At 69.7% G+C, this 26,299-nt stretch carries 30 protein-coding genes; 13 read left to right on the top strand and 17 right to left on the bottom strand.

The genetic code is table 11. From position 1 onward, the window contains the following. Nucleotides 1-198 precede the first annotated feature (198 nt). The 8 genes from AB0K82_RS21870 to AB0K82_RS21835 form a co-directional block, all read right to left on the bottom strand. A complete protein-coding gene (locus AB0K82_RS21870; RefSeq protein WP_364399430.1) occupies nt 199-1,029 on the bottom strand; it encodes an SAM-dependent methyltransferase in 831 nt (276 codons plus the stop codon). A 101-nt stretch (nt 1,030-1,130) separates the two neighbouring features. After that, entirely contained in the window at nt 1,131-1,664 is a 534-nt protein-coding gene (locus AB0K82_RS21865; protein WP_364399429.1) for a GNAT family N-acetyltransferase, read from the bottom strand. Between the two features lie 293 nt (nt 1,665-1,957). Next, complete coding sequence (locus tag AB0K82_RS21860; protein WP_364399444.1) at nt 1,958-2,035, bottom strand: DUF397 domain-containing protein; 78 nt, start codon at nt 2,033-2,035, stop codon at nt 1,958-1,960. A 5-nt stretch (nt 2,036-2,040) separates the two neighbouring features. Further along, nucleotides 2,041-2,199 carry a DUF397 domain-containing protein gene (locus AB0K82_RS21855; RefSeq protein WP_364399427.1) on the bottom strand — a complete coding sequence of 53 codons (159 nt, stop codon included), beginning with the start codon at nt 2,197-2,199 and terminating at the stop codon, nt 2,041-2,043. Next, on the bottom strand, nt 2,199-2,300 hold the full coding sequence (locus tag AB0K82_RS21850; RefSeq protein ID WP_364399426.1) for a DUF397 domain-containing protein: 102 nt from the start codon (nt 2,298-2,300) through the stop codon (nt 2,199-2,201). Before AB0K82_RS21850 ends, AB0K82_RS21855 begins: the two co-directional genes overlap by 1 nt. 19 nt (nt 2,301-2,319) lie before the next feature. Then, nucleotides 2,320-2,412: a DUF397 domain-containing protein gene (locus tag AB0K82_RS21845; RefSeq protein WP_364399424.1), complete on the bottom strand. Its 93-nt coding sequence runs from the start codon at nt 2,410-2,412 to the stop codon at nt 2,320-2,322. Nucleotides 2,413-2,417: 5 nt separating this feature from the next. After that, on the bottom strand, nt 2,418-2,570 hold the full coding sequence (locus AB0K82_RS21840) for a Scr1 family TA system antitoxin-like transcriptional regulator (RefSeq protein WP_364399442.1): 153 nt from the start codon (nt 2,568-2,570) through the stop codon (nt 2,418-2,420). After that, nucleotides 2,534-3,028: a Scr1 family TA system antitoxin-like transcriptional regulator gene (locus AB0K82_RS21835; protein ID WP_364399422.1), complete on the bottom strand. Its 495-nt coding sequence runs from the start codon at nt 3,026-3,028 to the stop codon at nt 2,534-2,536. Before AB0K82_RS21835 ends, AB0K82_RS21840 begins: the two co-directional genes overlap by 37 nt. Nucleotides 3,029-3,153: 125 nt before the next feature. Between AB0K82_RS21835 and AB0K82_RS21830 the strand changes: the two genes are divergently transcribed. The 3 genes from AB0K82_RS21830 (at nt 3,154) to AB0K82_RS21820 (ending at nt 4,435) form a co-directional block, all read left to right on the top strand. Then, nucleotides 3,154-3,366 carry a hypothetical protein gene (locus AB0K82_RS21830; protein ID WP_364399421.1) on the top strand — a complete coding sequence of 71 codons (213 nt, stop codon included), beginning with the start codon at nt 3,154-3,156 and terminating at the stop codon, nt 3,364-3,366. Nucleotides 3,367-3,851: 485 nt separating this feature from the next. Further along, entirely contained in the window at nt 3,852-4,286 is a 435-nt protein-coding gene (locus AB0K82_RS21825) for a hypothetical protein (protein ID WP_364399419.1), read from the top strand. Further along, nucleotides 4,286-4,435, top strand: coding sequence for a hypothetical protein (locus AB0K82_RS21820; RefSeq protein ID WP_364399417.1), 150 nt, complete (start codon nt 4,286-4,288; stop codon nt 4,433-4,435). Before AB0K82_RS21825 ends, AB0K82_RS21820 begins: the two co-directional genes overlap by 1 nt. Nucleotides 4,436-4,653: 218 nt before the next feature. Here AB0K82_RS21820 and AB0K82_RS21815 read toward each other — a convergent pair whose 3' ends face one another. From AB0K82_RS21815 to AB0K82_RS21805, 3 genes are all read right to left on the bottom strand, one after another. After that, the gene (locus tag AB0K82_RS21815) at nt 4,654-6,447 is read right to left on the bottom strand and encodes a hypothetical protein (protein ID WP_364399415.1); all 1,794 of its coding nucleotides are present in this window, start codon (nt 6,445-6,447) and stop codon (nt 4,654-4,656) included. A 93-nt stretch (nt 6,448-6,540) separates the two neighbouring features. Next, entirely contained in the window at nt 6,541-7,581 is a 1,041-nt protein-coding gene (locus tag AB0K82_RS21810) for a CU044_5270 family protein (RefSeq protein WP_364399414.1), read from the bottom strand. Further along, entirely contained in the window at nt 7,578-8,120 is a 543-nt protein-coding gene (locus AB0K82_RS21805; protein ID WP_364399412.1) for a sigma-70 family RNA polymerase sigma factor, read from the bottom strand. The genes AB0K82_RS21810 and AB0K82_RS21805 overlap by 4 nt, the downstream gene beginning before the upstream one ends. Before the next feature lie 332 nt (nt 8,121-8,452). On the opposite strand from AB0K82_RS21805, the gene rsgA reads away from it, so the two are divergent. After that, nucleotides 8,453-9,529, top strand: coding sequence for a ribosome small subunit-dependent GTPase A (gene rsgA, locus AB0K82_RS21800; protein WP_364399410.1), 1,077 nt, complete (start codon nt 8,453-8,455; stop codon nt 9,527-9,529). 141 nt (nt 9,530-9,670) lie between these two features. Here the strand turns inward: rsgA and AB0K82_RS21795 are convergent, their stop codons facing one another. Then, nucleotides 9,671-9,865, bottom strand: a complete 195-nt coding sequence (locus tag AB0K82_RS21795) for a DUF5999 family protein (RefSeq protein ID WP_364399441.1) — start codon at nt 9,863-9,865, stop codon at nt 9,671-9,673. A 138-nt stretch (nt 9,866-10,003) separates the two neighbouring features. Continuing rightward, nucleotides 10,004-10,771 (bottom strand): IclR family transcriptional regulator, encoded by a 768-nt coding sequence (locus tag AB0K82_RS21790; protein WP_364399408.1) that lies wholly within the window; start codon nt 10,769-10,771, stop codon nt 10,004-10,006. Nucleotides 10,772-10,928: 157 nt separating this feature from the next. On the opposite strand from AB0K82_RS21790, the gene ugpC reads away from it, so the two are divergent. After that, the gene (gene ugpC / locus AB0K82_RS21785; RefSeq protein ID WP_364399406.1) at nt 10,929-12,149 is read left to right on the top strand and encodes a sn-glycerol-3-phosphate ABC transporter ATP-binding protein UgpC; all 1,221 of its coding nucleotides are present in this window, start codon (nt 10,929-10,931) and stop codon (nt 12,147-12,149) included. Nucleotides 12,150-12,207: 58 nt separating this feature from the next. On the opposite strand, the gene AB0K82_RS21780 is transcribed toward ugpC, so the two are convergent. Beyond that, nucleotides 12,208-13,179, bottom strand: coding sequence for a LacI family DNA-binding transcriptional regulator (locus tag AB0K82_RS21780; RefSeq protein WP_364399439.1), 972 nt, complete (start codon nt 13,177-13,179; stop codon nt 12,208-12,210). 489 nt (nt 13,180-13,668) lie between these two features. Here AB0K82_RS21780 and AB0K82_RS21775 point away from each other — a divergent pair, with 489 nt between their 5' ends. From AB0K82_RS21775 to AB0K82_RS21760, 4 genes are read left to right on the top strand one after another with little or no spacing between them, the layout of a single operon-like run. Then, the gene (locus AB0K82_RS21775) at nt 13,669-13,899 is read left to right on the top strand and encodes a LuxR C-terminal-related transcriptional regulator (RefSeq protein ID WP_345352000.1); all 231 of its coding nucleotides are present in this window, start codon (nt 13,669-13,671) and stop codon (nt 13,897-13,899) included. Between the two features lie 33 nt (nt 13,900-13,932). Next, complete coding sequence (locus AB0K82_RS21770; protein WP_364399404.1) at nt 13,933-14,448, top strand: amino-acid N-acetyltransferase; 516 nt, start codon at nt 13,933-13,935, stop codon at nt 14,446-14,448. Further along, nucleotides 14,445-15,137 carry an RDD family protein gene (locus tag AB0K82_RS21765; protein ID WP_364399402.1) on the top strand — a complete coding sequence of 231 codons (693 nt, stop codon included), beginning with the start codon at nt 14,445-14,447 and terminating at the stop codon, nt 15,135-15,137. Before AB0K82_RS21770 ends, AB0K82_RS21765 begins: the two co-directional genes overlap by 4 nt. Next, nucleotides 15,134-15,679, top strand: a complete 546-nt coding sequence (locus tag AB0K82_RS21760) for an RDD family protein (protein WP_364399400.1) — start codon at nt 15,134-15,136, stop codon at nt 15,677-15,679. The genes AB0K82_RS21765 and AB0K82_RS21760 overlap by 4 nt, the downstream gene beginning before the upstream one ends. Here AB0K82_RS21760 and AB0K82_RS21755 read toward each other — a convergent pair. Continuing rightward, a complete protein-coding gene (locus tag AB0K82_RS21755; RefSeq protein ID WP_364399398.1) occupies nt 15,665-19,132 on the bottom strand; it encodes a UvrD-helicase domain-containing protein in 3,468 nt (1,155 codons plus the stop codon). The genes AB0K82_RS21760 and AB0K82_RS21755 overlap by 15 nt on opposite strands. A gap of 817 nt (nt 19,133-19,949) precedes the next feature. Between AB0K82_RS21755 and AB0K82_RS21750 the strand changes: the two genes are divergently transcribed. The 3 genes from AB0K82_RS21750 (at nt 19,950) to AB0K82_RS21740 (ending at nt 24,267) form a co-directional block, all read left to right on the top strand. After that, a complete protein-coding gene (locus AB0K82_RS21750; protein ID WP_252779361.1) occupies nt 19,950-20,270 on the top strand; it encodes an Lsr2 family protein in 321 nt (106 codons plus the stop codon). 242 nt (nt 20,271-20,512) lie between these two features. Then, a complete protein-coding gene (locus tag AB0K82_RS21745) occupies nt 20,513-23,020 on the top strand; it encodes an ATP-dependent Clp protease ATP-binding subunit (RefSeq protein WP_364399396.1) in 2,508 nt (835 codons plus the stop codon). A 275-nt stretch (nt 23,021-23,295) separates the two neighbouring features. Next, complete coding sequence (locus AB0K82_RS21740) at nt 23,296-24,267, top strand: aldo/keto reductase (protein WP_364399394.1); 972 nt, start codon at nt 23,296-23,298, stop codon at nt 24,265-24,267. Between the two features lie 160 nt (nt 24,268-24,427). Here the strand turns inward: AB0K82_RS21740 and AB0K82_RS21735 are convergent, their stop codons facing one another. Together AB0K82_RS21735 and AB0K82_RS21730 are read right to left on the bottom strand one after the other, a co-directional pair. Continuing rightward, nucleotides 24,428-24,829: a type II toxin-antitoxin system VapC family toxin gene (locus AB0K82_RS21735; protein WP_364399392.1), complete on the bottom strand. Its 402-nt coding sequence runs from the start codon at nt 24,827-24,829 to the stop codon at nt 24,428-24,430. Next, nucleotides 24,826-25,059 carry a hypothetical protein gene (locus AB0K82_RS21730; protein WP_364399390.1) on the bottom strand — a complete coding sequence of 78 codons (234 nt, stop codon included), beginning with the start codon at nt 25,057-25,059 and terminating at the stop codon, nt 24,826-24,828. Before AB0K82_RS21730 ends, AB0K82_RS21735 begins: the two co-directional genes overlap by 4 nt. Before the next feature lie 386 nt (nt 25,060-25,445). Between AB0K82_RS21730 and AB0K82_RS21725 the strand changes: the two genes are divergently transcribed. Continuing rightward, entirely contained in the window at nt 25,446-26,279 is an 834-nt protein-coding gene (locus AB0K82_RS21725) for an SAM-dependent methyltransferase (RefSeq protein ID WP_364399389.1), read from the top strand. Nucleotides 26,280-26,299: the final 20 nt, after the last annotated feature.

The following is a 26,299-nucleotide window of genomic DNA, read 5'->3' as shown; positions in this document are numbered from 1 at the left end:
GCTCGACCCGGAGAGCGCTGCCGCCCAGTTCCCGGATCGACTGGCACGACCACGCGCGGCACCAGTTGATCTATCCCAGCCGGGGCGTGCTGGAGTCCCCTCCGTGCGGAGGGGAGACCGGCCACGGCGTCACCGCCGGGTCAAGGTCACGGGGACGGTCTCAGGGCCATTCAGGCCGACCGGGCGGTGCGCCAGGACCTACGGCTTGCGGCCGACTCCCGCGTAGAACCAGGTCTGCACGGCCTCCTCCACGGAGACCGGCCGCTCGGGGCGCCACAGCGGCGCCCACACCAGGCCGGGATCGACCAGCGCGAAGTCGCCGAACAGGCCCATCACCTGCTCCTGGGCACGCGCCGTCCCGGGCGCGGACGTCCTCTTGTACACCTCGACGACCTTGGCGACCACATCGGGCACCCCATCGGCCGAGGCGTGGGTCAGGGCCAGGTGGCTGCCCGGGGCCAGCGCGTCGCGCAACCGCGCCATGATGCCGTGCGGGTCGTCCTCGTCGGGGATGAAGTGCAGGGTCGCCACGAGGAGCAGTGCGATCGGCTTGTCGAAGTCGAGCAGCCGCTTCGTCCGGATGTGATCGAGGATCTCCTCGGGGCGGCGCAGGTCGGCCTGGATCATCGTGGTCTGTTCCGCGTCGGCGAGCAGCGCCCGCCCGTGCGCGACCACCTGCTCGTCGTAGTCGACGTAGACCACCCGGGCGGTGGGGTTCACCGCGTGGGCGATCTGGTGCACGTTCTGCTGCGTGGGCAGGCCGGTGCCGATGTCGAGGAACTGGTCGATGCCCTGCGCGGCCATGTACCGCACCGCGCGTCCGATGAAGGCGCGGTTCTCCTTGATCAGGTTGACCAGCGTGGGATCGGCCGCGACGGCCTCCTCGGCGCGTACGCGGTCGGCCTCGTAGTGGTCCTTTCCGCCAAGGTAATAATCGTACATTCGGGCGATATTCGGCACATTTGCATCGAACTCGCCTGGCCGAAGTCCCTCGCCCGCCACCGCTTCCCCTTTCCCGGGATCACGCATTCTCCGGCACTTTACCGAGAACCTTCCGTGAATCACCGGATCCGCCCAAAAGTCCAAATGTGACGGACGTCTCCATGAGCAAAGGGCCCGCTGGGCGGGGTTCACCAGGCGGCGCCCTCGCGCCAGTCGCAGACGAGGTCGCCGGACAGGTCCAGGGGTGCCGCCAGCGGAAGGACGTGGACGGCGCCGTCCTGGTCCGCAGTACGCCGGATCCCGGTCGGCGTGAGCACCGAGGTCGGCCCTTGCCACGCCTTCCAGCCGCGCGCCTGGTAGAAGCGCACGGCCCGGTCGGAGGCGCCGAGCGCTCCCAGCTCGTACGCGCCGCGCAGCAGCCGCTCCAGGGCGTCCATCACGATCGCGCCGTACCCGTGGCGGCGCCGGTCGGCGCGCACCCCGACGCATTCCACATAACCGGTCCGCAGCGCCCGCCCGTCATGCAGCAGTCGTCGCTGAACCAGCGACGCGTGCCCCACGAGCTCGGAACCCTCCCACGCCAGAACGTGCATCCCGCCCAGCGCGTGATCCCAGTCCTGGTCGCTCAGATCACCCTCGAAGACATCCTCGAGGAAGGCCCGCACCGTCTTGAGGAGGGCGGCGTCCAGCTCCCCGGTATGCGCCGTACGTATCTCGATCATGGCCCTCATCCTCGCCGCGCCCACCGACGCGGACAACCACCGCCCTTCGGGCCGGGGGCGGTGGTCGTCCGCGGGCCGTCGGCCGCGGCCGAACATCCGCGCCTACGGAGCCGGCGTATCTGCCCTCGGCTCGGCGTACCGAACGCTCGGTGAACGCGGCAGGCAGAGCGCGATGTGCGGCATTCGCCCCGGTGCGCGCTCGCGTTCTCCGCGCGTTCGGTACGCCACCCCCCGCCGCCGCGCCCAAGAACACCAAAGAGCCGAAGCGCCTACGAGCGGACCACAACGGTTCGCTACGAGCCCCGAACGGCGACTTCGACGCAGTTCGACTCGCCCTGGGTGCTGTGGCTGCTCTTGCGCCAAATCTCCACTGTGATCACCACGGCTCCGCTTCGTTGGACCACTCGGCGACCTCTACACAGTTGGACTCCCCGGTCCCGCTGTAGATCGCCTTGCGCCAGCGGATCCGCACTTCAACGCAGTGCGACTCGCCTTGCGCGCTGTAGGTGCTGCTGCGCCAATGGTCGCCTGCCATCACGAGGTCGCTTTGTGATCAAGCCAGACTGTGACCTCGACGCACTGCGAGTCACCTTGGGTGCTGTACGTGCTCCGACGCCATCGTGTGAGGGCGCTCACCGCTGTTGCCCTCTCTTCATTAGGACTCGTCGGCTTCGCTGGACCACTCGGCGACTTCGACGCAGTTAGAGTCGCCATCGGCGCTGTAGCTGCTCTTGTGCCATTCGCGCATTGATCTCATCCTTCCTCGACGTATGCCCGGACCATCTCTGCTGAGAGGTCTGGCGGCAATGCCAGAGCCGCAAGCTGTTCGAAGGCGCGCTGAGCACGGAGCACCTCACCGGGGGTGTCAATCATCTGCCCCTGTGACCAGCCATCGGAGTAGGCGATGTCTGGTTCGTCGGGGGAGGCTCGCGAGCGAAGATCTCCTGACGCGCTAGGCGAAGCTTGACTCGATGCTCGATTTCCTCTGACGAGAGGAGCCGACGGCGAGCCTCATGAACCGCTCGAGCGTATGCCTCTGTCTGCAGTAGTCCAGGAACAAGGCGCATGTCGTACTCGTAGATCGAGTCCGCGCGCTGTTCGAGTTCGACACGGTCGCCGAAGGGGCTGCTGTCGTCCTGGGCCTTTTTGGAGAGTTCGGTCATGACGCCGGGAAGGTTGAAGAGGGCGTCGGCGTGTTCGCCGAGGCCGGGCGGGGGCTTGCGGCGGCCTTGCTCGACGGACGCCACCGTCCACACGGACCAGGGGACGCGCTCGGCGAGTTGTTCGCGGGGCCAGCCCATGCGCTCGCGGTGGCGTCGTAGTTCCGTGCCGAAGTAGGAGACGAAGCCGGAGGAGTTCGCCATGGGTACGGGCTCCTTGTACGCGTCGGGGGAGAGCACAGGAGTACGAGCTGCAACCATTCCGCAGCGTAATCACTCGGTGACATCATCGTCAGGCAGATGGCAAAGTCCGATCACAGGAGGTCACCGTGCTCATGAAGGTCGAAGGCGTCTACGTATCCACGTGCGCCCATGTCCCTGAGGACACGCCGCTGCGGGTCGTCTACCACGCGGACGAGGAGATCACTTCCGTGCGGTTCGGTGAGGACGAGCTTCTCGTCGTCGAACTCGACGACGCCATGGTCCCCACGCTCGTCGAGGCTCTCCAGGGCGCTGACCGGCCCGAATCCGAGCCGGCCTGACCGGTGGCCGGGAAATCCGGGGCGGGGGCGTACCCAATGCTCGGTGAAGGCGATATTCGGGCGGCGGCCTGCGGTATTCGTCCCGGTCTCTGACCGCGTTCTCCGAGCCTTCGGTGCGCCCCACATCGGCCCGGCCGCAGCGCCGAAGGGCGGCGATCGTGGAAGAGAGTGTGGTGACCACATACATTCGCCTGGTCCAGTGGCACCCCGGCCGGCCCCTCTAGGCTTGCCCAAGCGATCCGACGCTGTCACCTCAGCAGGAACAAATCCCTGCTGAGGTGACAGCGCCGATGAGAAAACCCAGCCCCGGCTGCGAAGGACACGGCCGGCCACTGCCTCGTTCCCGCGCGATCGCACGGATGAACGGCCGACGGCATCGGCCCACGACAGCGACCGACACGTCACCCGACCCGGCGAACGTTCGTGGTGTCGTGACTCCTTCGGGGGAATCGCGAAAGTGCAGGTCGCGGCGCACACTGCCGTGCGTGAGCAACGAACTCGATGTGAAGGAACTGGCCGACCGCTATATCGCCCTGTGGAACGAGCCCGATCCGGCGGCGCGCAGCGCGGTGATCCGCGAGCTGTGGGCGCAGGACGGAGGCCAGGTTCTCGTCGACCCGCCGCAGGAGATCCGCGAGGCCGCCACCGGTCTCGCGTTTCCGGTGCCGCCGTTGGAGGTTCGCGGCCACGCAGCCCTGGACGCGCGGGTGACCCGTGCCTACGAGATGTTCGTCGCGCCGGGCGAGCACGTCTTCGAGGCCGCGGCGGAGGTGTGCGTCCTGCTGTCCAACGTGGTCGGTGTCCGGTGGCAGATGACGTCGACGCGCAGTGGTGAGGCGGTCGGCGGCGGTTTGGACGTTCTGGCCCTGGACGACGACGGCAGGATCCGCGCCGACCACCAGTTCATCGGAGCGAGCTGATGCGCTTCGTCAAGATCGTCCGTACCGAGGACGGCGGGTCGGCCTTCCAGGAGGGCGAGATCGCGCTCGCCGAGCAGCTCGTCGCCGAGGGGGTGCCGCCGATGGCGGTCGGCGCCCCGCCGTTCGAGGCGCTTTTCCTCCCGGTCTAACGGGTGGACGGCGGGTGCACCACCTGGCGCACCCGCCGACCGGGAACGCGGGCGTACGCAATGCTCGGCGAAGGCGGGATTCGGGCCACGGTTTGAGGCGTTCGTCCCGGTCTGCGACCGCGGTCACCGAGTGGCCGGTGCGTCCGCGCCGGTGGGTGAGGCCGATGCCCCGCCCACCGGCGGTGGAAGCACATCAGATCGTTCGGTCTCGCCGTGGATCAGGGGGCGAGGCCGTAGGCGTGGATGACGGTCTGGTCGACGGTGCGTCCGGTCGTGTCCTCGGCGGCGGCGCGCAAGGACACGTATTTCCCTGCCGAGCCCGGAGGGTTCTGCAGGGTGGCCTCCCAGCCCTGCCCCGTGTTGTACACGGGGACGTCCTTCCAGGTGGTGCCGTCGTCGTAGGAGGCCCGGAGGGTGAGCCGGCGGACGGTGGGCGTCGGTGCGCTCTGATTGGTCCGTACGCTGAGAGCGAGGCGCTGGGTGCTCGTGGGGGCGCGGTTGTCGTCGTCGAGACGGGTGCGGTAGAGCACCGACAGCAGGGGCAGGTCTTCTGCCCGGTCGCCGCTCGTGGGCTGTGCGGTGAACGTCCAGACGACGTGCTGGCGGGTGGCCAAGTCCGACCAGGGGGCTTGCCGTTCGGCGTCGGTGGTGACCTTGTAGGCCGCTTGTCCGGATCCGCGCCCGGGCGCGGGCAGGTTGAACTCGCCGTAGCCTGGCTGGTCGCTTGTGGCGATGATTTTTCCGTCGGCGGTCTGGAGTGTCGTCTGGCCGGTGACATGGTCGTAGGGGGCGATGCCGGAGTGGGCGTCCCAGGAGCTGAGCATCGGCACCCAGAACTGGACGGTGCCGTCGCTGAGCAGGGTGTTGAAGTCGGCGCCGGCGCCGAGCGGACCGGTCGTCCGGTCGCGGGTGTACGTGCTCGCGCGCGGGAACCGTTCAGGGGCTGCGGTGACGCTGGCTTCGATGAGGTCGCAGTCCGCGCCGATGTCGGTATCGGTCTCCCAGTCGGCGCCGGGGCTGAAGTACTCGGTGCGGGTGGCGGGTAGTGACCCGACGCCTACGTAGAACCCCGTGGTGAAACCTCCGCCCGGCCAGTGGGCGCCTGCGTGGGTGCCGGCGCATGCGGGCCGGCCCTGGCGAGCGTAGCGAGTGTTCACGGTGGCCAGATCGGCCGTGCGGACCCGGAGGGCGGGATCGGACGGAATGACGTCCTGGTCCGAGGCGCTGCCGCCGACGTTGTAGATGTAGGGGCTACCGGTCACGGCGCCGTCTTTGGTCAGCCGGCCTTGCAGCAGTAGCCGTAGCCCCGGAGCCGGACCGCTGGGCGTGATGTAGGTGGGCTGTCCGTCCAAGAAGATGCTCGCGGTGGTGGTGGTCTCACCGCCGATGGTCTGGATGACGCGCGCGTATCCGCCACCGCCGTCACCACCGGTCAACCGGGCATCCGAGCGATCGACGTTGACCGACATGGGGCGGCCCTTGCGGGCGTCCAGAATTACGGTGCGATCCTGATCGAGGACGACTCGGGGCAGGTAGACGACGGTGAGAGATCTCCCGCCGCCCGGTTCCGGCGTGGACACTCCGGCCTCGACGACGTACTCGCCGGGCGCGAGTTGGCCGGTGAAGTGCCCGTTGTCCAGTTGGCCGTACCCGTTCGTCGCGCCGTCCAGCGACCGGAAGATCACATACTGGGCGTCGGCGGTCTGCGGCGCTTTTCCGCCGCGGTCCAGCACGTCGACGGTGACCGTATGCGTGTCGTCCGTGGCGGTCGCGTGTGCGCTGGGCGAGGGGAGCCGCTTGGCGCCATTGAGGACGCCCAGGACATCACCGGGTCGGCTCTGCGCGGGGACCGGGCCGCCGGTGACGGCGATCCCACGGTGACCGTGGGGAAAGACCGGCTGACGCGGCACGGGTCGTGCCGTACGGGCCGCGGGTGCCGCCTGCGCGGGGCCCGCTGAGACAAGGGCCGTAGCCGCCAGGGCGGTTGCGAGCACGGTCGTTCGCTTCTTCATGGAAATCCTTCTTCTGCCGCTGTGGAGCGGCTACGAGGCTGTTCGGCGAAGACCCGGAACGGCCGAGCCGATGGCTTGGCCGATCCGGCGGGGTCAGTGGGCGGGTGGGTGGTCCGCGACGTCCACCGAGAGGAGTGCGGAGGCGTACACGACGGTGCCCGCCGCGGGCCAGTAGCCGTTCTTGGGCAGCCGGTAGGGCGTCGCTCCCGGGTGCGGGCTGACGAGCTTTCCGCCGGCGGGCGGACCGGCGATGCTCCGGGTCCCGAGGTACTGGTAGGTCCGCCGGTCGAAGACCGTTTGGTCGTGTCCACCGATGCCGTCGGGCACGGAGATGGCGATGCCCGGTCGTCCGACGGCGTCGGTGGCGTCGCGGTCGATCGTCGCGCCGGGCAGGCCGCCGAGGACCTGGAAGATCGCGGCCCGGAGCTTCGGCGGAAGGTACTGCTCCATGATCAGGCCCTGAATTCTCTTCCACCGCAGCTCGGGCCGAGGCGTGCCGGAGTCCATCGTGTCGATGGTCTTCAGCAGCTCGGCCGGATTCGTCGGCAGCGACCGGAGCGCCGCGGCGCTGTGCGGTGCTGGGGCCCCTGTCCGGTCGTACGCTGGCAGCCGATCGTCGCAGCTTTGGCCGGGCGGGCAGGGACTCTCCCGGAGCAGGCCGGTGCGATGCCCGTCGACCGACAGCCACAGCTCGCGATTGATGCGCGGCAGTTTCTCGTGCGTGTAGTGGCCGTTCTTGTCGAAGACGTCGGCCCCTACGGTCACCTCGACCGATTTCACGTGGATGAACTGGTCGTCGCGCGGGTGCAGGTCGGGCTGTTTCCGGGCCGCCGCGGCGACCAGGCTCGTCACCTGCGCGACCTCGGACGCCTGGATGGTCGACGGTCCGGCGGGGCCGGAGCCGCCGCGGGTGAGCACGATGGCGCCGGCGGCGACCGTGGCGGCCACGCCGCAGGCCACGGCCGCTCTGATCACCGGACGGCGGCGGACCCGGGGCTTGTTCCGTGTCACGTCGAGGGCCGTGACATCGGCCAGCAGCTCCCGGGCGGCCGGCCGGGTCTCGAACCCGGCCAGGGAATCGTCGCGGACGTGCGCGATCGTACGGACCAGGTCGTCGGTGGGATGAGGCTTCATGTCAGGGATCCCCGTTCGCTCAGGGCCTGGTTCATGGCCAGGGGCTTCAGGTCGATTCCCGCCGCGTGGAGCGCTCGGGAGAAGCGTTTGCGGGCCCGGTGGAGCCGGACCCGCGCGGCGCCTTTCGAACAGCCGAGGACGGCGGCGATGCCGGAGTGGTCGAGGCCTTCCCAGGCGACGAGACCGAGCAGTTCCCGGTCGTCGTCGGACAGGTCCCCGAACGCCCGGCGGATGGCCAGCGCGTCGGACGGATCCGCGACGACCGCGGCGATCTCGTCCCGGAGGGACGTGGTCCGCAGCCGCCGCCGTGACTCCCCGCGCCGCTGGTTGGCCAGGACCCGGCGCGCGACGCCGTACAGCCAGAGCCGCGCCTTCTCGCCGGCGGGTACCTCGTCGAACCGCCGCCAGGCGACGGTGAAGGTCTCCGCGACGACGTCGGCCGCGTCCTCCGGGGAGGAACAGCGCCGCGACGCGTATCCCAGGATCGGGCCGTACGTCGCGGCGTAGATCTCCTCGAATCTGGCCTTGCGGTCATCCATCGAAGGCCCGCTGGCCGGATTGTCGACGTCGCACGGGACTCTCCTTCACTCAGGGGGCGGTGAACACCCCCTACGTGTCGAGAACACGTCGAGTGTTACGAGCGGGATTAATTCGGATGCTCGCCGATCGAGCCGGGTGTTACGGTCGGCCCGACGACGTACGCGAGCGAGAGCGGATGAAGGGGTGAGGTCGATGACCGTCCCAATGATCGCTGCCATGCGCGGCACTCGGTCCGTCCTCACGTCCGGGGTCCTCGGCTGACCTTTCCCTCCGCGCGGCTCGCCGTCCTGTGAGCCGCTTCGCCAGGACCCCCCCTCTCAAGGGGTTCACGTTGTCACACTCTTCTTCCTTCAAGTCCGACCTGTCCGGCTATGGCTGGGATGACGAGCGCGAGCGATCCTTCACCGCGTACCGCGCGAAGGGGCTGGTGCCCGGCCGCGTCATCGGCGTCGACCGGGGCCGGTGCGACGTCGTCACCGAGCACGGCCCCGTACGGGCCGGGACGTCGCTGGTGCGGTCGGCCGATCCGGTGGAGTCGCCGTGCACCGGCGACTGGGCGGCGGTGCGGCCCGGACGCGATCCGGAGCTGACGGCTCTGCTGCCGCGGCGCGGCGTGATCGTCCGTTCGGCGGTGTCGCGGTCCTCGCACGGTCAGGCGCTGGCCGCCAACGTCGACGTCGCGGCCGTGGTGGTCTCCGCCGCCGTGGACGTCAAGCCGGGCCGCGTCGAGCGGCTGCTGGCGCTGGCCTGGGAGGGCGGCGCGCTCCCGGTCGTCGTGCTGACGAAGATCGACGAGTCGGCCGACCTGCCGTGGACGGTGGCCGAGGTACGGCGCTCGGCGCCCGGCGTGGAGGTCGTCCCCACCAGTGCCGTCACCGGCGAGGGCATCGACGCGCTCCAGGCCGTGCTCACCGGAACGGTGGTCCTCCTGGGCCCCTCCGGGGCGGGCAAGTCGACGCTCGGCAACGCGCTGCTCGGGGCCGCGGTCCTGGAGACCGGCGCCGTACGGGCGCAGGACGGCAAGGGACGGCACACCACGGTCCGCCGTCAGATGGTCCGGCTGCCGAACGGCGCGGTGCTCATCGACACTCCCGGGTTGCGCGGCGTCGGGCTGCTCGACGCGGAGGAGGGGCTGCGGCGGACGTTCGCGGACGTCGAGGAACTGGCGCGGGAGTGCCGGTTCGGCGACTGCGGCCATGAGTCGGAGCCCGGCTGCGCGGTGCTGGCCGCGATCGCCGAGGGCGCGCTGGACCGGCGGCGGCTGGACGGCTACCGCAGACTTCAGCGGGAGAACGCCTGGGCGGCCTCCCGCGTCGACGCGCGGCTGCGGAAGGAACGTGAGGATCGCTGGAAGGCCGTCACCAAGTCCATGCGCGCCGTCGCGCGCGATCGGCGGCGGGGGCGGTAATGAACGCCGGGGCCGGCACGGTGGGCATGCCCGCCCCGGCGTCCACTCAGGGGATCCGGGGTCGGTAGGGGCGCCTGACGTGGGGGTTCCAGTCGGGAACCTCGGGGCCCCGGCCTCTTACTGTGATCCGCAGGATGTGGTCTAGGCGGCTCGTACGAGGAGCCCTCGGCGGTTGGGGACGCTGCGGCCGTCCGGCAGCAACTCGCCGGTGTCCTCGAAGACGATGACACCGTTGCAGAGGAGTCCCCAGCCCTGTTCGGCGTGGTACGCGACGAGGCGTGCGGCGTCGTGGTCGGGGGCATCCGCCGGTGGGCACGGCGGACGGTGCTGACACATCGCGGAGTTCATCCCCTCTCGCTGGTGGTACTACTCGTTCTCATCCATCAGCATGCCTCGTGTACGGCGCTACCGAATTGGGAAAAATACCCGGTTGACTACCTGAACCACGTAGGCCGGGGGCGGCGGCGGACGCGGTCAGGGATGGATCAGGTGGTACGCGGCGTACTCGATGCGTTCGCGGGCCTGCAGCAGCAGCGCCGAGATCTCGCGTTCGCGGACGTCGTCGAGGCGGATCGCGGGGATCGACACGCTGATCGCGTCGCGCGCGGGTCGCTGGAGTCGCAGGGCGACGCCGAAGCAGCAGACGCCCGGGGTGTTCTCCTCGCGGTCGACGGCGTGGCCGCGTTCGCGGATCCGGCGGAGCTCGACGCGGAGATCGTCGCGGTCGGTGATCGTGCGCTCGGTCTGGCGCTCGAGGTCGGCGGGGAAGGCCGGATCGGGGTGGTCGGCCAGCAGCGCCTTGCCGAGTGAGGTGCTGTGCGTCGGCACGCGCCGGCCGACCCGGATGACGGGCCGCAGATTGTGCCGGGACGGCCGGGAGGAGAGGTAGACGACGTCGTGGTCGTCGAGGCGGCCGAAGTGCACGGTCTCGCCGGTGACCTCCGCGAGCCAGTCGAGCGTCTCGTGGGCCATGCCGACGACGGGGTCGCCGTCGATGTAGGACGCGCCGACGAGCAGGGCCCGCATGCCGATGCGGTAGAGCGTTCCCGTCGGGTCGGTCTCGACCCAGCCGAGCTGGACGAGGGTCCGCAGCAGGGCGTACAGGCTGCTCTTGGGGTAGCCGAGCTCCTGTTGGATCTGGGTCAGGCTGTACATGCCGCCCTGGCGGGCGAAGAAGTCGAGCAGCGCGACGGTCCGCGTCGCGGACTTGACGCCCGGCGCGGTCCTTTCGGATGCGTCCATACGGCCTCTCCCGAGCACCTGGCCTGCGCTTACGCGCGGCCCGGCGATCATGCCGGAGCCAGGAGACAGCTTAGTCCCGTTCAGGTCTTGTTCATATATGCGAACACTGGCTATGGTTGTGGACACTTTTACCGGTCGATGCTCGGAGGATTCCCCTATGGCGAAGATCGTCCTTAGCCATGTGGTCAAGGCCTACACGAACGAAGTGAAGGCGGTGGACGACCTCAACCTGGAGATCCAGGACGGGGAGTTCATGGTGCTCGTCGGCCCGTCCGGGTGCGGTAAGTCGACCGCCCTCCGGATGATCGCCGGTCTGGAGGACATCAGCGACGGGGAGATCTCGATCGGTGACCGGGTGGTCAACAACCTGGCCCCCAAGGACCGCGACATCGCGATGGTCTTCCAGAACTACGCGCTCTACCCGCACATGACGGTCGAGCAGAACCTCGCGTTCGGCCTGCAGCTGCGCGGCACGCCGAAGCCGGAGATCAAGAAGCGGGTCAACGAGGCCGCCAAGATGCTCGGCCTCGACCAGTTCCTCAAGCGCAAGCCGGCCGCCCTGTCCGGTGGTCAGCGGCAGCGTGTGGCGATGGGCCGGGCGATCGTCCGCGAGCCGCAGGCGTTCCTGATGGACGAGCCGCTGTCCAACCTGGACGCCAAGCTCCGCGTGTCCATGCGCGCCTCCCTCAACCAGCTGCACGACCGGCTCGGCGTCACCACGGTGTACGTCACGCACGACCAGATCGAGGCCATGACCCTCGGCGACCGCGTCTGCGTGCTGCGCGAGGGCAAGCTGCAGCAGGTCGACACCCCGCAGAACCTCTTCGACCACCCGGTCAACCTGTTCGTCGCCGGGTTCATGGGCTCCCCGGCGATGAACTTCGTCACCGCCGAGCTCGTCCGCGACGACGGCCCGGCCGTGGCCTTCGCCGGCTACAAGCTGCCCGTGCCGGAGTCGGTCCTGGAGTCCCGCACGGGCCTGGACGACTACTTCGGTCGGGAGGTCATCCTGGGCATCCGGCCGTCCGACTTCGAGGAGGCCGGTCACAGCGGCAACGACTGGCCGACGATCCGGGTGCACGCGGACGTCACCGAAGAGCTCGGCAGCGAGATCAACGTGATCTTCACGATCGACGCGCCGCCGGTCGAGCACAAGGACACCGCCGACCTCGCCAATGACGCCGACGAGGACGACGCGGCGATCCCGCTCGCCGACAACAAGGCGCTGTGGACCGCCCGCGTCAACGCCCGCTCGCACGTGCGGCCCGGCCAGGACATCGACCTGGCGGTCGACACCAGCCGCCTGCACTTCTTCGACGCCGCCACCGGCCTGGCCATCGGCCACATGGAGGCCGCCACCGTCGCCGCCACGGCCTGACGAACGCTCGCCCCTGGACCTCCTTCCCCTCGGGGGGACGGAGGTCCTCGGCGTACGCTCAGGCGGACTCGCGGACGACGAGCTCGGGGGACAGGACGACCTGCCGGTGGTCGTGGTGCTCCGGGTCGCCGGTCTCCGCGAGCGCCAGCTCGGTCGCGGTACGGCCGAGGTCGGCGCGCGGCTGGCGCACGGTCGTCAGCGGCACGACGGCCGTGGCGGCCAGGTCGATGTCGTCGTAGCCGACCACGCTGATCTCCGCGGGCACCTTCACGCCGGCCCGTACGAGCTCGTTGACCAGTCCGATCGCGAGCAGGTCGTTGCCGCAGAAGACACCGGTCGGCAGGGGATCGAGGTCGAGCAGCCGGACCGCCGCCGCCCGGCCGGCCGCGGCGGTCATCTCCTCCTGCTCGAACGTCGTCACGTCGCGCCGGGTCAGCCCGGCGTCCAGCGCCGCGCGTACGGCGCCGTGGTGGCGCTCCCGGACCGGCCTGGCGGACAGCGGGCCGGTCACGAACACGAGCCGGCGGTGCCGCCCGGTCAGCAGGTGGCGGGCGGCCAGCGCACCGCCCGCGCGGTGATCCGCCGCCACGGAGCAGACCCGCACGCCGATCCGGTCGAGCAGCACGACGGCGAGGCCGCGGCCGTGGAGTTCGGCGACGCGCTCCTCGCCGAGGTCGATCGGGCTGATCAGCACCCCCGAGACGTTCTGCTCCTCCAGGAAGTCGAGACAGCGCTGCTCCTTCTCGCGGGAGCCGTTGCTCGTACACCACAGCGCGTCGAACCCGTCGGCGTTCATCGCCGCCTCGGCGGCCCGGCCGACCTCCGTGAAATGCGGGTTGCCCATGTTCGGGAGGACCACTCCGAGGACGTGACCGCGGCCCTGCCGGAGCTGTCGCGCGGTCTCGTTCCGAACGAAGCCGAGCTCGCCGATGGACGCCTGGACGCGTTCACGGGTCGCTTCGGCCACCAGATTTGGCCGATTTAGGACATTCGAAACTGTGCCCACCGAGACTCCCGCATGGATCGCCACATCTCGGATGCTGATGCGCGTCAACGCTTCCACCTTCCCGGTGAGTGCGATTTTCGCAGGTCGACGAGGGTGAACAACTGTGGCCGATGTGTTATGTAGCGGAACGGATACGCAGCTGTACGCGGCGTAACATGCCAACCCTTGACGGTCCGCAGACGGCCGCTTAGCGTTCCGGAGCGGAGCGCAGCTTGAAACGATTCACGATCTTGCCGGATCGCTGCGCGAAAGGATGGGGGCGAGGGCGCACACATGACCTCACCCGGACACGCCGAAGTCGGTCCCGGCAGCGTCGCCGGGACGTTTCCTCGCACACCCGAGGCGACGTTCCCGCTCAACTCTCCAACGTATGAATCGTTACCCGGAGTTCCCACGTCGCGCATCCCCATGCGAACGGGCGGCCAACTCCGGTCAAGTGCGCTTCGGCCTACCCGTGCCCATGCGGCGATCGCCGCATCCCCGCAGCCATCACCCGGGACGAGGGAGGACGGAGTGGAACAGGCCACACTCACCCGCCGTGGCACCGACGATCCGCGTCTGAGCGAGGATGAGCTCCGCTTGCTCGCGCAGATCGCCACAGGCGTCACAGCGGATGTGGCGGCGCGAAAACTCGAACTCAGCGCGCGCACCTTGCGGAGGAGGCTGCGATCGATCTGTGACCGACTCGACGTGAACACCCCCATCGAGGCCGTCGTCTGGGCGGCACGGCGGCAGCTGATCTGACCAGTGGGCCCTACCGGCTAGGGTCCCCTGATTGTGGATATAGCGACCCGCCGTGCCCGCGTCACCGACGTCCGGGCGATCCGGCGGCTCATCGACCTGTATTCCGGGCCGGGCCGCCTGCTGGAGAAGACGACCGTCACCCTCTTCGAGGACGTCCAGGAGTTCTGGGTCGCGGAGGACCGGTCGAGCGGCGAGGTCGTGGGCTGTGGCGCGCTGCACGTCATGTGGGAGGATCTGGCCGAGGTTCGTTCGGTGGCCGTCGATCCGTCCCGGCGTGGGCATGGCGTGGGGCACCGGATCGTCGCGCGGCTGCTCGACACCGCGCGCGAGCTCGGGGTGCGGCGCGTGTTCTGCCTGACCTTCGAGGTGGAGTTCTTCGCCCGGCACGGGTTCGAGCCGCTCAAGGGCACGCCGGTCGCGCCGGAGGTGTACGAGGAACTGCTGCGCAGCTACGACGACGGTGTGGCGGAGTTCCTCGATCTCGAGCGGGTCAAGCCGAACACCCTGGGCAACACGCGGATGCTGCTGCACCTGGAAGGTGGTTCATGAGCGAGCCTTACCCGTCGCACGGCCGGTCGGCGGGGTACCCGGAGCATCGCGGGGCGTACGGCGACGCCAGGTCCTCCGGGGACCGTGGCAGGTACGAGGACCACGGCGCCTACGGAGGCCAGGCCGCCTACGGGAACGACGGCGCGTACGGGAGCCAGAGCGCGTACGGGGACGACGGGGCGTACGGGGACTCGGAGCCGCCCGCGGAGCTGCTCCTCGCGCCGATCGCCCGGCGGGCCGCCGCCCGCCTGCTCGACGCGGGACTGCTCGGGGTGGTCGGGTTCGCGCTCATCCTCCCCTTCATGATCGCGGCGGTGGGGCTGAACGAGCCGGGCAGCCACGTGAGGAACGGCGGCGGCATCTGGTCCGGCACGGCGATCTTCGGCTGGATCCTCGTCCTGGGGATCCTGCCGTTCGGGTACGAGGCGGTGCAGCTCGCGCTCTGGGGGCAGACGCTCGGCAAGCGGGTGCTGCGGCTGCGGGTGCTCACCGAGACCGGCGAGCCCCTGACCCCGGCCCGCGCCGCGGCCCGCGCGGCGGTCAACAACGTCGTCTATCTCTTCGGCTGCGGAGTGGGCACGGTGATGGCGTACCTCTGGGCGATCTGGGACCAGCCCCTGCATCAGGCGCTGCACGACCGGCTGGCGGCCACCGTGGTGGTCGACGACCGAGAGTTCGCGGACGAGTGACCGAGGACGGCACCGGCGCGGTCGCGGAGCCGTCCCAGCGGCTGGTCGCCCGGATCATCGACATCCTCATCGTGGGCGTGCCCGTCGGCCTGGGCGCGACCGAGCTGTTCCCCCGGGAGACCGCGCAGCGCGTCGTCGCGCCCATCGCCTTCGCGGTGATCTTCTTCCTGTACGAGGCGGTGCAGCTGGCGGTCTGGGGCCGCACGGTCGGCAAGCGTCTGACGGGGCTGCGGGTCGTCTCGGTGACCGGGCGGCGGCCGACCGTGGTGCAGGCGCTCATCCGGGCGGCGATCTACGCGCTGCCGCCCGCCGCGCGTCCCGTGCCGATCCTCAACGTCCTCGCCGGGATCTTCTGGCTCGTCGAGAACGGCCTGGTGTTCGAGGGGTCGTACCGCCAGGCCCTGCACGACCGCCTGGCCGGCACGCTCGTGATCGACGTCCGGCCGCCCGCGCCGGGCGCAGTGGAACCCGCGCCGGGCCCCGTGGAAGAGGAGCCCGGCGAGCCCGACCTCATCGACGAGCCGGAGTCAGAGCAGCCGTAGCTGCCGGTCCTTTTTCGGGCGGCGGCGGGCCGCCTCCGGGCGGGTCACCAGCTCGGCCGGGATCGCGCGCAGGAACGGCGAGGGCTCCCGGCGGCGCGTGGACGACAGGAACAGGTGCGTCTGCGCCCGCGTCATGCCGACGAAGAACAACCGGCGCTCCTCCGCCTCGTCGCTGTCCGGCAGCCGCAGCGGCAGCAGCCCGTCCTCGCAGCCGATGACGAACACGGCAGGGAACTCCAGTCCCTTGGCCGCGTGCAGGGTCAGCAGCGCGATCCGGTCCGCGCGCGGGTCGTACGCGTCGACCTCGGCGCCCAGCGCCAGCTCGCTCAGGAACGCCTCCAGGTCGTCGCCGTGGCGGTCGGCGAGCGGCGTCATCAGCTCGGCCGCCGATCGCAGCACCGCCTCGTCGTGCGCCTCGGCGAGCACGCCGGTCGCGGCCCGGAGCCGGTCGCGCAGCGGCCCGCCGTGGTGGCGGAGCTCGTGCGCGAGGTCCCGCACGCCGGGCCGGCCCAGCAGCCGGTCGTGCGAGCGCTTCTGGTACGGCATGCCCGACCGCGTCAGCGCCTCCATCACCGCCTCGGACTGGGCGTCGGTCCGGTACAGCACGGCGATGTCGGAGAAGTCCAGGTGGTCGGCGTGGTGGCCGTCGGAGCGCCCGGAGTCCATCGAGTGGAAGGACGAACCACCGAGCAACCGGTCGATCGTGCCGACGACGTGGTCGGCCTCGGCCTGCGCGTCGGCGGTCTCGTGCACCTGGATGAGCCGGTCGCCGGAGCGCTGGGGGAGGAGCTTGCGGTCGGGCACGAGGCTGGTGGCGGCGATCGCGCGTACGGCCCCGTCGACGATCGCCGGCGCCGACCGGTAGTTGCGGGTGAGCTGGACCGTCGTCGCACCGGCGAAGTCCTCCTGGAAGCGCAGGAAGAAGCCGACGTCCGCGCCGCGGAAGGAGTAGATGGCCTGGTCCGGATCGCCGATCGCGGTCAACCCGCCGTCCACTGGAGCCGCTCCGCCGTCCAGCGGGTCCGGTTCGCCGTCCGCCGGGGCGGAGCCGAAGGCCGCCGGATTCGTTCCGCGGTCCACCGGGTCCGCTCCGCCGTCGGCTCGACCCGGTCCGCCGCCGGGCCGGGTCAGCAGGCGCAGCAGGGCGTACTGCGTCTCGTCGACGTCCTGGTACTCGTCGACGCTGATCCACGGCCAGCGGTCGCGGTAGGTCTCGGCGAGTTCGGCGTCCTCGCCCAGGAGGCGCACGGGCAGGCGCAGCAGGTCGGTGAAGTCGGCGAGGCCGCGTTCGCGCAGCCGCTTCTCGAACGAGCTGCGGGACTCGGACTCCTCCCGCCCGGTCCCGCTCTCCGGCCGGTCGAACCCGGCGAGCAGCCGCCGCGCCTCTTTGTCCGAGCCGGTCATCTCCCGCGCCACGTCGAGCCGGTCGGTCTCGTCGGCGATCCGGAACCCGTCGGGGAGCCCGGCGCGGGTGTGCTGCTCGCGCAGGATCAGCGCGCCCAGACCGTGGAAGGTCGTCACGGTGAGCCGGCGGGCGCGGCCGGGCAGGAGCGCGTCGAGGCGCTCGCGCATCTCCTCGGCCGCCCGGCGGGTGAACGTGATCGCCAGGCACCGCTCGGGCGGGACGCCGCGCTCGCCGACGAGGTGGGCGATGCGGTGCGTGAGTGTACGGGTCTTGCCGGTGCCCGGCCCGGCGATGATCAGTAGCGGCCCGCCGGGATGCGCGGCCGCCGCCCGCTGGTCGGGGTCCAGCCCGTCCAGCACCGACCCGTCCGGCTCCCTGGGGGCCGTAGGGTTGCCCGGCGCCGACCCGTCGGCCGGCTCCTGAGCGCCCGGCGCCGACCCGTCCGGCTCCTGAGCGCCCGGCGCCGACCCGTCCGGCCGCTGAGGGGCCGCGGGGTCGTTCGGTGTCGACTCCTCGACGGCCTCGACGGCCTCCAGGATGTCCTGCTGGCCCTCGATCGGTATTTCGTCGGGGATGACCTTCTCGACCTCTTCAGCGGCCTCTGAGGGCTGTGGGGCGGCGCTCTCGAGCGGGGACGGACGGTCGTCGGCGCCCGGCACGTGGAACAGACCGGGTTCGCGGACCGCGGGCGCCGGGTCCCGTACGGCCGTGGCGGGGGCGGTGGACGGCTCGGGCAGGTCGAACAGGCCCGAGTCGTCGGGTGCTCCCAGGAGGCCGACGGCGCGCTTCCCCTCCCGGCGCAGCTCGCCCGTCTCGAAGAGCCGGATCACGCCGTACTCGCCGTCGTAGCCCGCGTCGCGGATCACCTCGCCCCGGCGCAGCCGGGCGATCGCCTCGGCCAGCAGCTCCCCGCCCGCCCGGCGTACGTCGTCGAGCGGCACCTCGTCCAGGATCGCCAGCTCCGGGCCGAGCGTCGCCACCAGCTCGGCGATGTGGCCGAGCACGGACTTGGACCGCGGCCCGACCCCGCGGATCTCGCTGACGATCTCCGGCAGCGGGATGAGGTTGCGGAAGTCCGCCGCGCCCTCGGGCCGCCGCCCCTCGGGGTGGTCGGCGAGCTCGTCGACGCGGTACAGCACGCCGACGGTGAGCGGGCGGCCGCAGGAGGGGCAGCGTCCGTCCTGCGCCTTGGTCTCCTCCGGCTCCAGTCGCACCCCGCACTTGCGATGCCCGTCGAGGTGGTACTTGCCCTCCTCGGGGAAGAACTCGACGCTGCCGGCGTACCCCTCGCCGGTCTCCAGCGCGGCGCGCAGGGCGTAGTAGTCCAGGTCCGTCGAGAAGGCCGACGCCTCCCGGGCCAGCGCGGGCGGGGAGTGCGCGTCCGAGTTGCTGACGAGGCGGTACCGGTCCAGGGAGCCGACCCGCCAGTTCATCAGGGGATCGGAGGACAGGCCGGTCTCGACCGCGAAGATGTGGTCCGCGAGGTCGTCGTAGCAGTCGGCGACGGCGTCGAACCCGGACTTCGACCCCAGGACGGAGAACCACGGCGTCCACACGTGCGCGGGTATGAGGTACGACCCCGGGTCGCTCTGCAGCGTGATCTCCAGCAGGTGGCGGGAGTCGAGGCCGAGGATGGGCCGTCCGTCCGAGGTCAGGTTCCCGATGCGGGACAGCGCGGCGGTGATGCGCTCGGCCGCCTCGAACGTGGGGGCATAAAGAAGGTGATGCACCTTCCGTGTACGTTCACCCTTTTTGTAGATGGTTGAGATCTCCACCGAGAGCAGAAAGCGCACCGGAGCCCGGCAGGCGGGCGGTAGTGTACGGGCCACCCGCCGCTCCAGCTCGGGCCGCAGCCGGAACAGCCCCGGTTCGGCGGGAACGAGGTTCTGCCGCAGCTCCTCCATCCACGCCGGATGCGTGAAATCCCCGGTGCCCACGACCGATACGCCTTTGCGTCCGGCCCACCAGGCCAAGTGTTCAAGGTCACAGTCCTTGCTGCAGGCGCGGGAGTACTTCGAATGGATATGAAGGTCCGCGTAGAACATCACGTCGTCGCCGCCGTCTCTCGATCGTCCGACCCAACCGCATTGGATCCTGCCATGCCCCGGGACTTATGATCGCCCGATCGCCGGGGCGGCCGGATTCCCTGGAAGCCCTTGCTCACAGGGGATCGCGGACTCCGCGGCGGTGGTCCGCACGGCGCATTCCCATGCACCGTGGGGCTTAAGGGCTGCTTCGCGGCTGTTATTCGCGATGCCGGAGGTGTCGCTAAAACGGAGAGACGCCCGTTTACTGAACGAGCTGCCGCCGGTGTCGTACGGGCCGCGCGAAGTCCCGGACGCTGCGGGAACGCCGATGGCGGGCCCGTACGTTGATCAGTCGGCTCGGGGCCGGACTCGACCAATCCCGCGCCACCGTGCGGCCCAGATGTTCGCGGCCGTCGGGCCCGAAAGGGGGCGGTGCACCTCCCGGCGAGGTGCCGGGAGACAATTTCATGGTGAGGATGCAGGTCCAAGAGCACAGCGTTCGGGGCAGGCGTCCGTTTAACCCGACCGGAACGGAAGGCGTGGGTTGGATGTGGAAGGACCTGGCGGCGCTGGCGCCGCCTCTCACGGTGGCCGCCGCGTTCTTGGCAGGCGTGTTCTGGGTGGTGCGACGAGAGATGGGCGGTAAGCGACGGCGCGAACGTACCCCCGAGAAGCGCCGGAGCGGCGAGTAACCCGGAGGATCCGGAGCGATTGCCGGGGATAACGCTGCGTAACGGGCGTGCTAAACTCGGATCTGTGGTTCGAATTGTCATCGGCCACCGTGGCGGTATATCTTTGGCAACCGAATGCAGTTTGCTCCGGTGAAAGGTCAGTCTCCATGGCAGAGCAGATCATTAAGCGCCTCATCGACGACCTCGATGGCGGCGAGGCGGAGGAGACGGTTCCGTTCTCTATCGACGGTGTCTCCTATGAGATCGATCTCAGCAGCGACAACGCGAAGAAGCTGCGTGATTCTCTGTCGCCGTTCGTGGAGCACGCGCGGAGGGCCGGTGTGGGACGCCGCCGCCGCAGCCGTGCCGCCTCGAGCCGCGAGCGTAGCGCGGACATCCGTGCGTGGGCGAAGGCGCGTGGGATCAAGGTCAACGAGCGCGGCCGCATCCCGGCGACTGTCGTCGAGGAGTACGAGCGCGCGCACTGACCCGCGGCACAGAGAAGTCAGACCGGCCCGTTGCCCGAGTTTTGTCGGCGGCGGGCCGTTCGCTTGCGGCGTACGGGGAACATCCGGGGGCCGCGCGGTAGTTGGATGAGGATGAACAGTCCTAGCCCGGGGAATCTTCTCTGGTACGGCGCCGAGGTAGGGACCGCGGGGCGGGCTAGCATGCGGGAGGACAGGGTCGGACATCCCGGCCTCTGCCCGACCGCTCTGTGAGGAGCGACGAGATGTTCGAGAGGTTTACGGACCGCGCGCGGCGGGTTGTCGTCCTGGCTCAGGAAGAGGCCAGGATGCTCAACCACAACTACATCGGCACCGAGCACATCCTCTTGGGCCTCATCCACGAGGGCGAGGGTGTTGCCGCCAAGGCTCTGGAGAGCCTGGGCATCAGCCTCGAGGCCGTCCGCCAGCAGGTCGAAGAGATAATCGGCCAGGGGCAGCAGGCTCCTTCGGGACACATCCCGTTCACTCCGCGGGCGAAGAAGGTCCTTGAGCTGTCGCTGCGCGAGGCGCTGCAGCTCGGCCACAACTACATCGGGACCGAGCACATCCTGCTGGGCCTGATCCGCGAGGGTGAGGGCGTGGCGGCCCAGGTCCTGGTGAAGCTGGGCGCCGATCTGAACCGCGTCCGCCAGCAGGTCATCCAGCTGCTGCACGGTTACCAGGGCAAGGAGCCGGCGTCGTCCGGCGGCCCGTCGGAGGCGGCGCCTTCGACCTCGCTGGTGCTGGACCAGTTCGGCCGCAACCTGACCCAGGCCGCGCGCGAGGGCAAGCTCGACCCCGTCATCGGGCGAGAGAAAGAGATCGAGCGGGTCATGCAGGTGCTGTCCCGCCGTACCAAGAACAACCCGGTGCTGATCGGGGAGCCCGGCGTCGGCAAGACCGCCGTCGTGGAGGGCCTGTCCCAGAAGATCGTCAAGGGCGAGGTGCCCGAGACGCTGAAGGACAAGCAGCTCTACACGCTGGACCTCGGCGCCCTGGTCGCCGGTTCCCGCTACCGCGGTGACTTCGAAGAGCGCCTGAAGAAGGTGCTCAAGGAGATCCGCACGCGCGGCGACATCATCCTGTTCATCGACGAGCTGCACACGCTCGTCGGGGCGGGCGCCGCCGAGGGCGCGATCGACGCCGCCAGCATTCTGAAGCCGATGCTGGCCCGCGGTGAGCTGCAGACCATCGGCGCCACGACGCTGGACGAGTACCGCAAGTACCTGGAGAAGGACGCCGCGCTGGAGCGCCGTTTCCAGCCGATCCAGGTGGCCGAGCCCTCGCTCAGCCACACGATCGAGATCCTCAAGGGCCTGCGGGACCGCTACGAGGCGCACCACCGCGTGTCGATCACCGACAGCGCGCTGGTGGCCGCCGCCCAGCTCGCCGACCGCTACATCAGCGACCGGTTCCTGCCCGACAAGGCGATCGACCTCATCGACGAGGCGGGCTCGCGGATGCGGATCCGCCGCATGACCGCGCCGCCGGACCTGCGCGAGTACGACGAGAAGATCGCCGATGTGCGGCGCGAGAAGGAGTCCGCGATCGACGCGCAGGACTTCGAGAAGGCCGCCGCGCTGCGCGACAAGGAGAAGCAGCTTCTCCAGGCCAAGGCGCAGCGGGAGAAGGAGTGGAAGGCCGGCGACATGGACGTCGTCGCCGAGGTCACCGAGGAGCTCATCGCCGAGGTCCTCGCCACGGCCACCGGCATCCCGGTCTTCAAGCTCACCGAGGAGGAGTCCGCGCGGCTGCTCCGCATGGAGGACGAGCTCCACAAGCGGGTCATCGGCCAGAACGACGCCATCAAGGCGCTGTCCCAGTCGATCCGCCGTACCCGCGCCGGCCTGAAGGACCCGAAGCGTCCGGGCGGTTCGTTCATCTTCGCCGGCCCGTCCGGTGTCGGTAAGACGGAGCTGTCCAAGACCCTGGCGGAGTTCCTGTTCGGCGACGAGGACGCGCTGATCCAGCTTGACATGTCCGAGTTCATGGAGAAGCACACGGTCTCGCGGCTGTTCGGCTCCCCGCCCGGTTACGTCGGGTACGAAGAGGGCGGCCAGCTGACCGAGAAGGTCCGCCGCAAGCCGTTCTCCGTCGTCCTGTTCGACGAGATCGAGAAGGCCCACCCGGACATCTTCAACTCGCTGCTGCAGATCCTGGAGGACGGTCGCCTGACCGACGCCCAAGGCCGGGTCGTCGACTTCAAGAACACCGTCGTGATCATGACGACGAACCTCGGCACCCGCGACATCTCCAAGGGCGTCTCCGTCGGCTTCGCCCGGGAGAACGACCAGCAGGGGTCGTACGACCGGATGAAGGCGAAGGTCAACGAGGAGCTCAAGCAGCACTTCCGGCCCGAGTTCCTGAACCGTGTCGACGACACCGTGGTCTTCCACCAGCTCACGCCGAAGGAGATCATCCAGATCGTCGACCTGATGATCGCCAAGGTGGACGAGCGGCTGAAGGACCGCGACATGGGCATCGAGCTTCGCCAGGAGGCCAAGGACCTGCTGGCCGAGCGCGGGTACGACCCGGTGCTGGGCGCCCGTCCGCTGCGCCGCACGATCCAGCGGGAGATCGAGGACAACCTGTCCGAGAAGATCCTGTACAACGAGCTGCGCGCCGGCGAGATCGTCATCGTCGGTGTCGAGGGCACCGGCGAGACCGCCAAGTTCACCTTCACCGGTGAGCCCAAGCCCAGCTCGGTGCCCGACTCCCCGCCGCCCGCGGCCGAGTCGGTCAACCGCCCGTAGTACGAGCACGCCAGAGGCCCCGCGTTCCACCCGGAACGCGGGGCCTCCGGCGTTCCCGCAGCCGCCGCGCCAAAGCGCGGGGCGCTGTGCCAAAGCGCGGGCGCTGTGCCAAAGCGCGGGGGCGCTCAGCAAAGCGCGGAGCGCTGTACCGAAGGCTCGGTGAAGCTGATCGAGACGGAGCTGTGGCACCCCAAATAGTGCGGAATGTCGGCCGGTGGCAGGCTGTTGACCGAGCTTTTCGCTCGCCGGGCGGTATTCGAGGGAGAGGGAGACGAATGGAGTACGTGAAACTCGGCACGACCGGCATGGACGTGTCGCGGATCTGCGTGGGGTGCATGAGCTTCGGCCTGCCCGACCGGGGGAACCACGCCTGGACCCTGGACGAGGAGCAGAGCCGCCCGCTGATCCGTCGCGCCGTCGAGGCCGGGATCAACTTCTTCGACACCGCCAACGTCTACTCGGACGGCACCAGCGAGGAGATCGTCGGACGGGCCCTGGCCGAGTACGCCCGGCGAGACGAGATCGTTCTGGCGACCAAGGTGCACGGGCGGATGCGGCCCGGCCCGAACGGCGGCGGGCTGTCCCGTAAGGCGATCATGACGGAGATCGACAACAGCCTGTGCCGTCTCGGCACCGACCACGTCGACCTCTACCAGATCCACCGCTGGGACCCCTCGACGCCCATCGAGGAGACCATGGAGGCGCTGCACGACGTGGTGAAGGCCGGCAAAGCCCGCTACATCGGCGCCTCGTCCATGTACGCCTGGCAGTTCGCCAAGGCGCAGTTCACCGCGGAACGGCACGGGTGGACACGCTTCGTGACCATGCAGAACCATTACAACCTCCTCTACCGGGAGGAGGAGCGCGAGATGATGCCGCTCTGCGCCGACCAGGGCGTCGGCGTCATCCCGTGGAGCCCGCTGGCCCGTGGCCGCCTCACCCGCGCCTGGGACGAGACGACCCACCGCACCGCCACCGACGAGTTCGGCAAGACCCTCTACCAGGAGGGAGACCGGGAGATCGTCGAGGCCGTCACCGAGATCGCCGAGGCCCGTGGCGTGCCGCGCGCCCAGGTGGCGCTCGCCTGGGTGCTGGGCAAGCCGTTCGTCACGGCGCCGATCGTCGGCATGGGACGGGAACGGCACCTCGACGACGCCCTGGCCGCACTGGAACTGCGGCTCACCGACGACGAGATCACCCGCCTGGAGAAGCCCTACACCCCGCGCGCGGTCGTCGGCCACTCCTGATCCGCGGTCATTCCGCGCGCGGACGGGCCGCATGGGCGAAGCGGCCGTCGGCGGACCGCCGCACTTCGCCCCCGCGTCGCAGGCTCCGCGTTCGGCACGGAACGCGGGGCCTCCGCGTAGCGCGGCCGCCTGGTCCCGCGCTGGAGGCAGTACTTCCGGATCAAGCGGACGGGTAGACCTCGACCTCCGCGTAGTGCCCTGATGCCTTCTTGAGCTTGGCGTCGCTTGTCACCAGCGGGCAGTCGAGCGCTTCGGCCAGCGCGATATAGCAAGCGTCGTAAGCGGTGAAGTCGTCGCGGAGGGTCCAGATGCGGTCCGCCAGCCCCGTCGTGACATACCGGTATATGACCAGATCTTCGTATTCATGCCATGCGTCACGCGCCTGATCGGGGTGGAGCTTCTTTCCGCGCACCAACCCCCGAAGCCCGCTGAGGAACTCGACATCAAGGAGATGCGGGGCATGTAGTTGAGCGCCTTCCAGGCGCGTGAGGAGTTCCGGATTGGGATCCCGGGCCTCGAAGGCATGGAGAAGCGCCGATGAGTCGGGGACGACCAGCCTCACTCTTCGCGCCCTTCCTTGATGGCGGTGAGGATGTCGTCGACCGTCGGGCCCTCTTCGCGCGCACGGCGGGCCGCGCGCTTGAAGACCTCCGTCTGCGTGGGGCGATTGGCGATTTCGATGATCTGGTCGAGGAGGTACTCGGACACGGAGAGTCCCGCCGCCGCCGCACGCGCGCGTACCGTCGAGTGCACGTCATCCGGGACGTTGCGGATCTGCAGGTTCTTCGCCATGGTTCGAGCGTACATGCGGTTCACGTGTCGCACATGCGTTCCGCATGAATCGCCGAGGCTCATGGCGGGCCGCGCGCCCAGGCGGCGCTCGCCTGGGTGCTGGGCAAGTCGTTCGTCACGGCGCCGATCGTCGGCATGGGGCTGCGGCGTTGGCTCGGAGGGCGCGCGGAAGGCTCGGGGAAGCTGATCGATAAGGCGCCGGTGCCACGAAATGACGCATTTTTCAGGCGGACGGCCCGCCATTCTCCGAGCATTCCGCTCGGTGGCCGGGGCGTCCGCCGCCGATCCGGTCGCCGCGCCCCGGTGCCGGATGGATGATCTCGCGTTCGGGCGTCCGGTCCTAGATTAAGATCACTTGCTCCAGGCACCTTACGGGAAGGTCGCGCGTGGAGACGAGCGAGGTCAACGGCGGGTCGGCGGGCGCCGCGCAGGGGACGGATCTGCGCACCGACATCGCGCATTCCGCGCGGATCTACGACTACATGCTCGGCGGTAAGGACAATTTCGCGGCGGATCGCGCCGCGGCCGACGAGATCGCCAAGCACCTGCCCACCCTGCCGATCTCGATGCGGGCCAATCGCGACTTCATGCTCCGCATGACCCGGTACCTGGTCACCGAGCTGGGCATCCGGCAGTTCCTGGACATCGGCACCGGCCTGCCGACCTCCCCGAACCTCCATGAGGTCGCCCAGGGGATCGCGCCGGAGACCCGTGTGGTGTACGTCGACAACGACCCGATCGTGCTGGCGCACGCGCGGGCGCTGCTGACCAGTTCCGCCGAGGGCAGGACCGCCTACATCGACGCCGATCTCCGGGACACCAAGGCCATACTGGACTCCGCCGACCTCCGCGGCACTCTCGACCTGAGCCGGCCGGTCGCGCTGACCCTCATCGCGATCCTGCAGTTCTTCGTCGACGAGGACGAGGCCCTCGCGGTCGTACGGTCCCTGGTGGCGCCGCTGGCGCCGGGCAGCGTGCTGGCCCTGTCGGTGGTGCCCACGGCGGAGGAGGAGAGCCCGCTGGCCGTTGGCGTGCGGGAGTACCGCTCGCAGGGCATCCCGATGAAGATGCGCACCGCGGCCGAGACCGAGCGCTTCTTCGAGGGTCTGGACCTGATCGAGCCGGGGGTCGTCAAGGTCACCGAGTGGCACCCCGCCGGGCCGGTCGACCTGGACGACCCGGTTCCCCACATGCTGGGCGGCGTCGCCGTCAAACGCTGAACCCCTTTCTGAAAGATTCA

Origin of the sequence: Actinoallomurus sp. NPDC052274 (assembly GCF_040679475.1) — a bacterium.
GTDB classification, from domain to species: Bacteria; Actinomycetota; Actinomycetes; order Streptosporangiales; family Streptosporangiaceae; genus Actinoallomurus; species Actinoallomurus liliacearum.
Note: the sequence above shows the minus strand (reverse complement) of the source record. Positions and strands in the feature narration are given on the sequence as shown.

What these genes read in the sequence shown, in the direction of transcription:
- AB0K82_RS21870 (WP_364399430.1), bottom strand. Translation starts at nt 1,029, where the DNA reads ATGCGTGATCCCGGGAAAGGGGAAGCGGTGGCGGGCGAGGGACTTCGG.
- AB0K82_RS21845 (WP_364399424.1), bottom strand. Translation starts at nt 2,412, where the DNA reads ATGCGCGAATGGCACAAGAGCAGCTACAGCGCCGATGGCGACTCTAAC.
- AB0K82_RS21855 (WP_364399427.1), bottom strand. Translation starts at nt 2,199, where the DNA reads ATGGCAGGCGACCATTGGCGCAGCAGCACCTACAGCGCGCAAGGCGAG.
- AB0K82_RS21765 (WP_364399402.1), top strand. Translation starts at nt 14,445, where the DNA reads ATGAGCGAGCCTTACCCGTCGCACGGCCGGTCGGCGGGGTACCCGGAG.
- AB0K82_RS21820 (WP_364399417.1), top strand. Translation starts at nt 4,286, where the DNA reads ATGCGCTTCGTCAAGATCGTCCGTACCGAGGACGGCGGGTCGGCCTTC.
- AB0K82_RS21795 (WP_364399441.1), bottom strand. Translation starts at nt 9,865, where the DNA reads ATGTGTCAGCACCGTCCGCCGTGCCCACCGGCGGATGCCCCCGACCAC.
- AB0K82_RS21750 (WP_252779361.1), top strand. Translation starts at nt 19,950, where the DNA reads ATGGCAGAGCAGATCATTAAGCGCCTCATCGACGACCTCGATGGCGGC.
- AB0K82_RS21730 (WP_364399390.1), bottom strand. Translation starts at nt 25,059, where the DNA reads ATGGCGAAGAACCTGCAGATCCGCAACGTCCCGGATGACGTGCACTCG.
- AB0K82_RS21835 (WP_364399422.1), bottom strand. Translation starts at nt 3,028, where the DNA reads ATGGCGAACTCCTCCGGCTTCGTCTCCTACTTCGGCACGGAACTACGA.
- ugpC (WP_364399406.1), top strand. Translation starts at nt 10,929, where the DNA reads ATGGCGAAGATCGTCCTTAGCCATGTGGTCAAGGCCTACACGAACGAA.
- AB0K82_RS21815 (WP_364399415.1), bottom strand. Translation starts at nt 6,447, where the DNA reads ATGAAGAAGCGAACGACCGTGCTCGCAACCGCCCTGGCGGCTACGGCC.
- AB0K82_RS21865 (WP_364399429.1), bottom strand. Translation starts at nt 1,664, where the DNA reads ATGATCGAGATACGTACGGCGCATACCGGGGAGCTGGACGCCGCCCTC.
- AB0K82_RS21790 (WP_364399408.1), bottom strand. Translation starts at nt 10,771, where the DNA reads ATGGACGCATCCGAAAGGACCGCGCCGGGCGTCAAGTCCGCGACGCGG.
- AB0K82_RS21805 (WP_364399412.1), bottom strand. Translation starts at nt 8,120, where the DNA reads ATGGATGACCGCAAGGCCAGATTCGAGGAGATCTACGCCGCGACGTAC.
- AB0K82_RS21740 (WP_364399394.1), top strand. Translation starts at nt 23,296, where the DNA reads ATGGAGTACGTGAAACTCGGCACGACCGGCATGGACGTGTCGCGGATC.
- AB0K82_RS21810 (WP_364399414.1), bottom strand. Translation starts at nt 7,581, where the DNA reads ATGAAGCCTCATCCCACCGACGACCTGGTCCGTACGATCGCGCACGTC.
- AB0K82_RS21745 (WP_364399396.1), top strand. Translation starts at nt 20,513, where the DNA reads ATGTTCGAGAGGTTTACGGACCGCGCGCGGCGGGTTGTCGTCCTGGCT.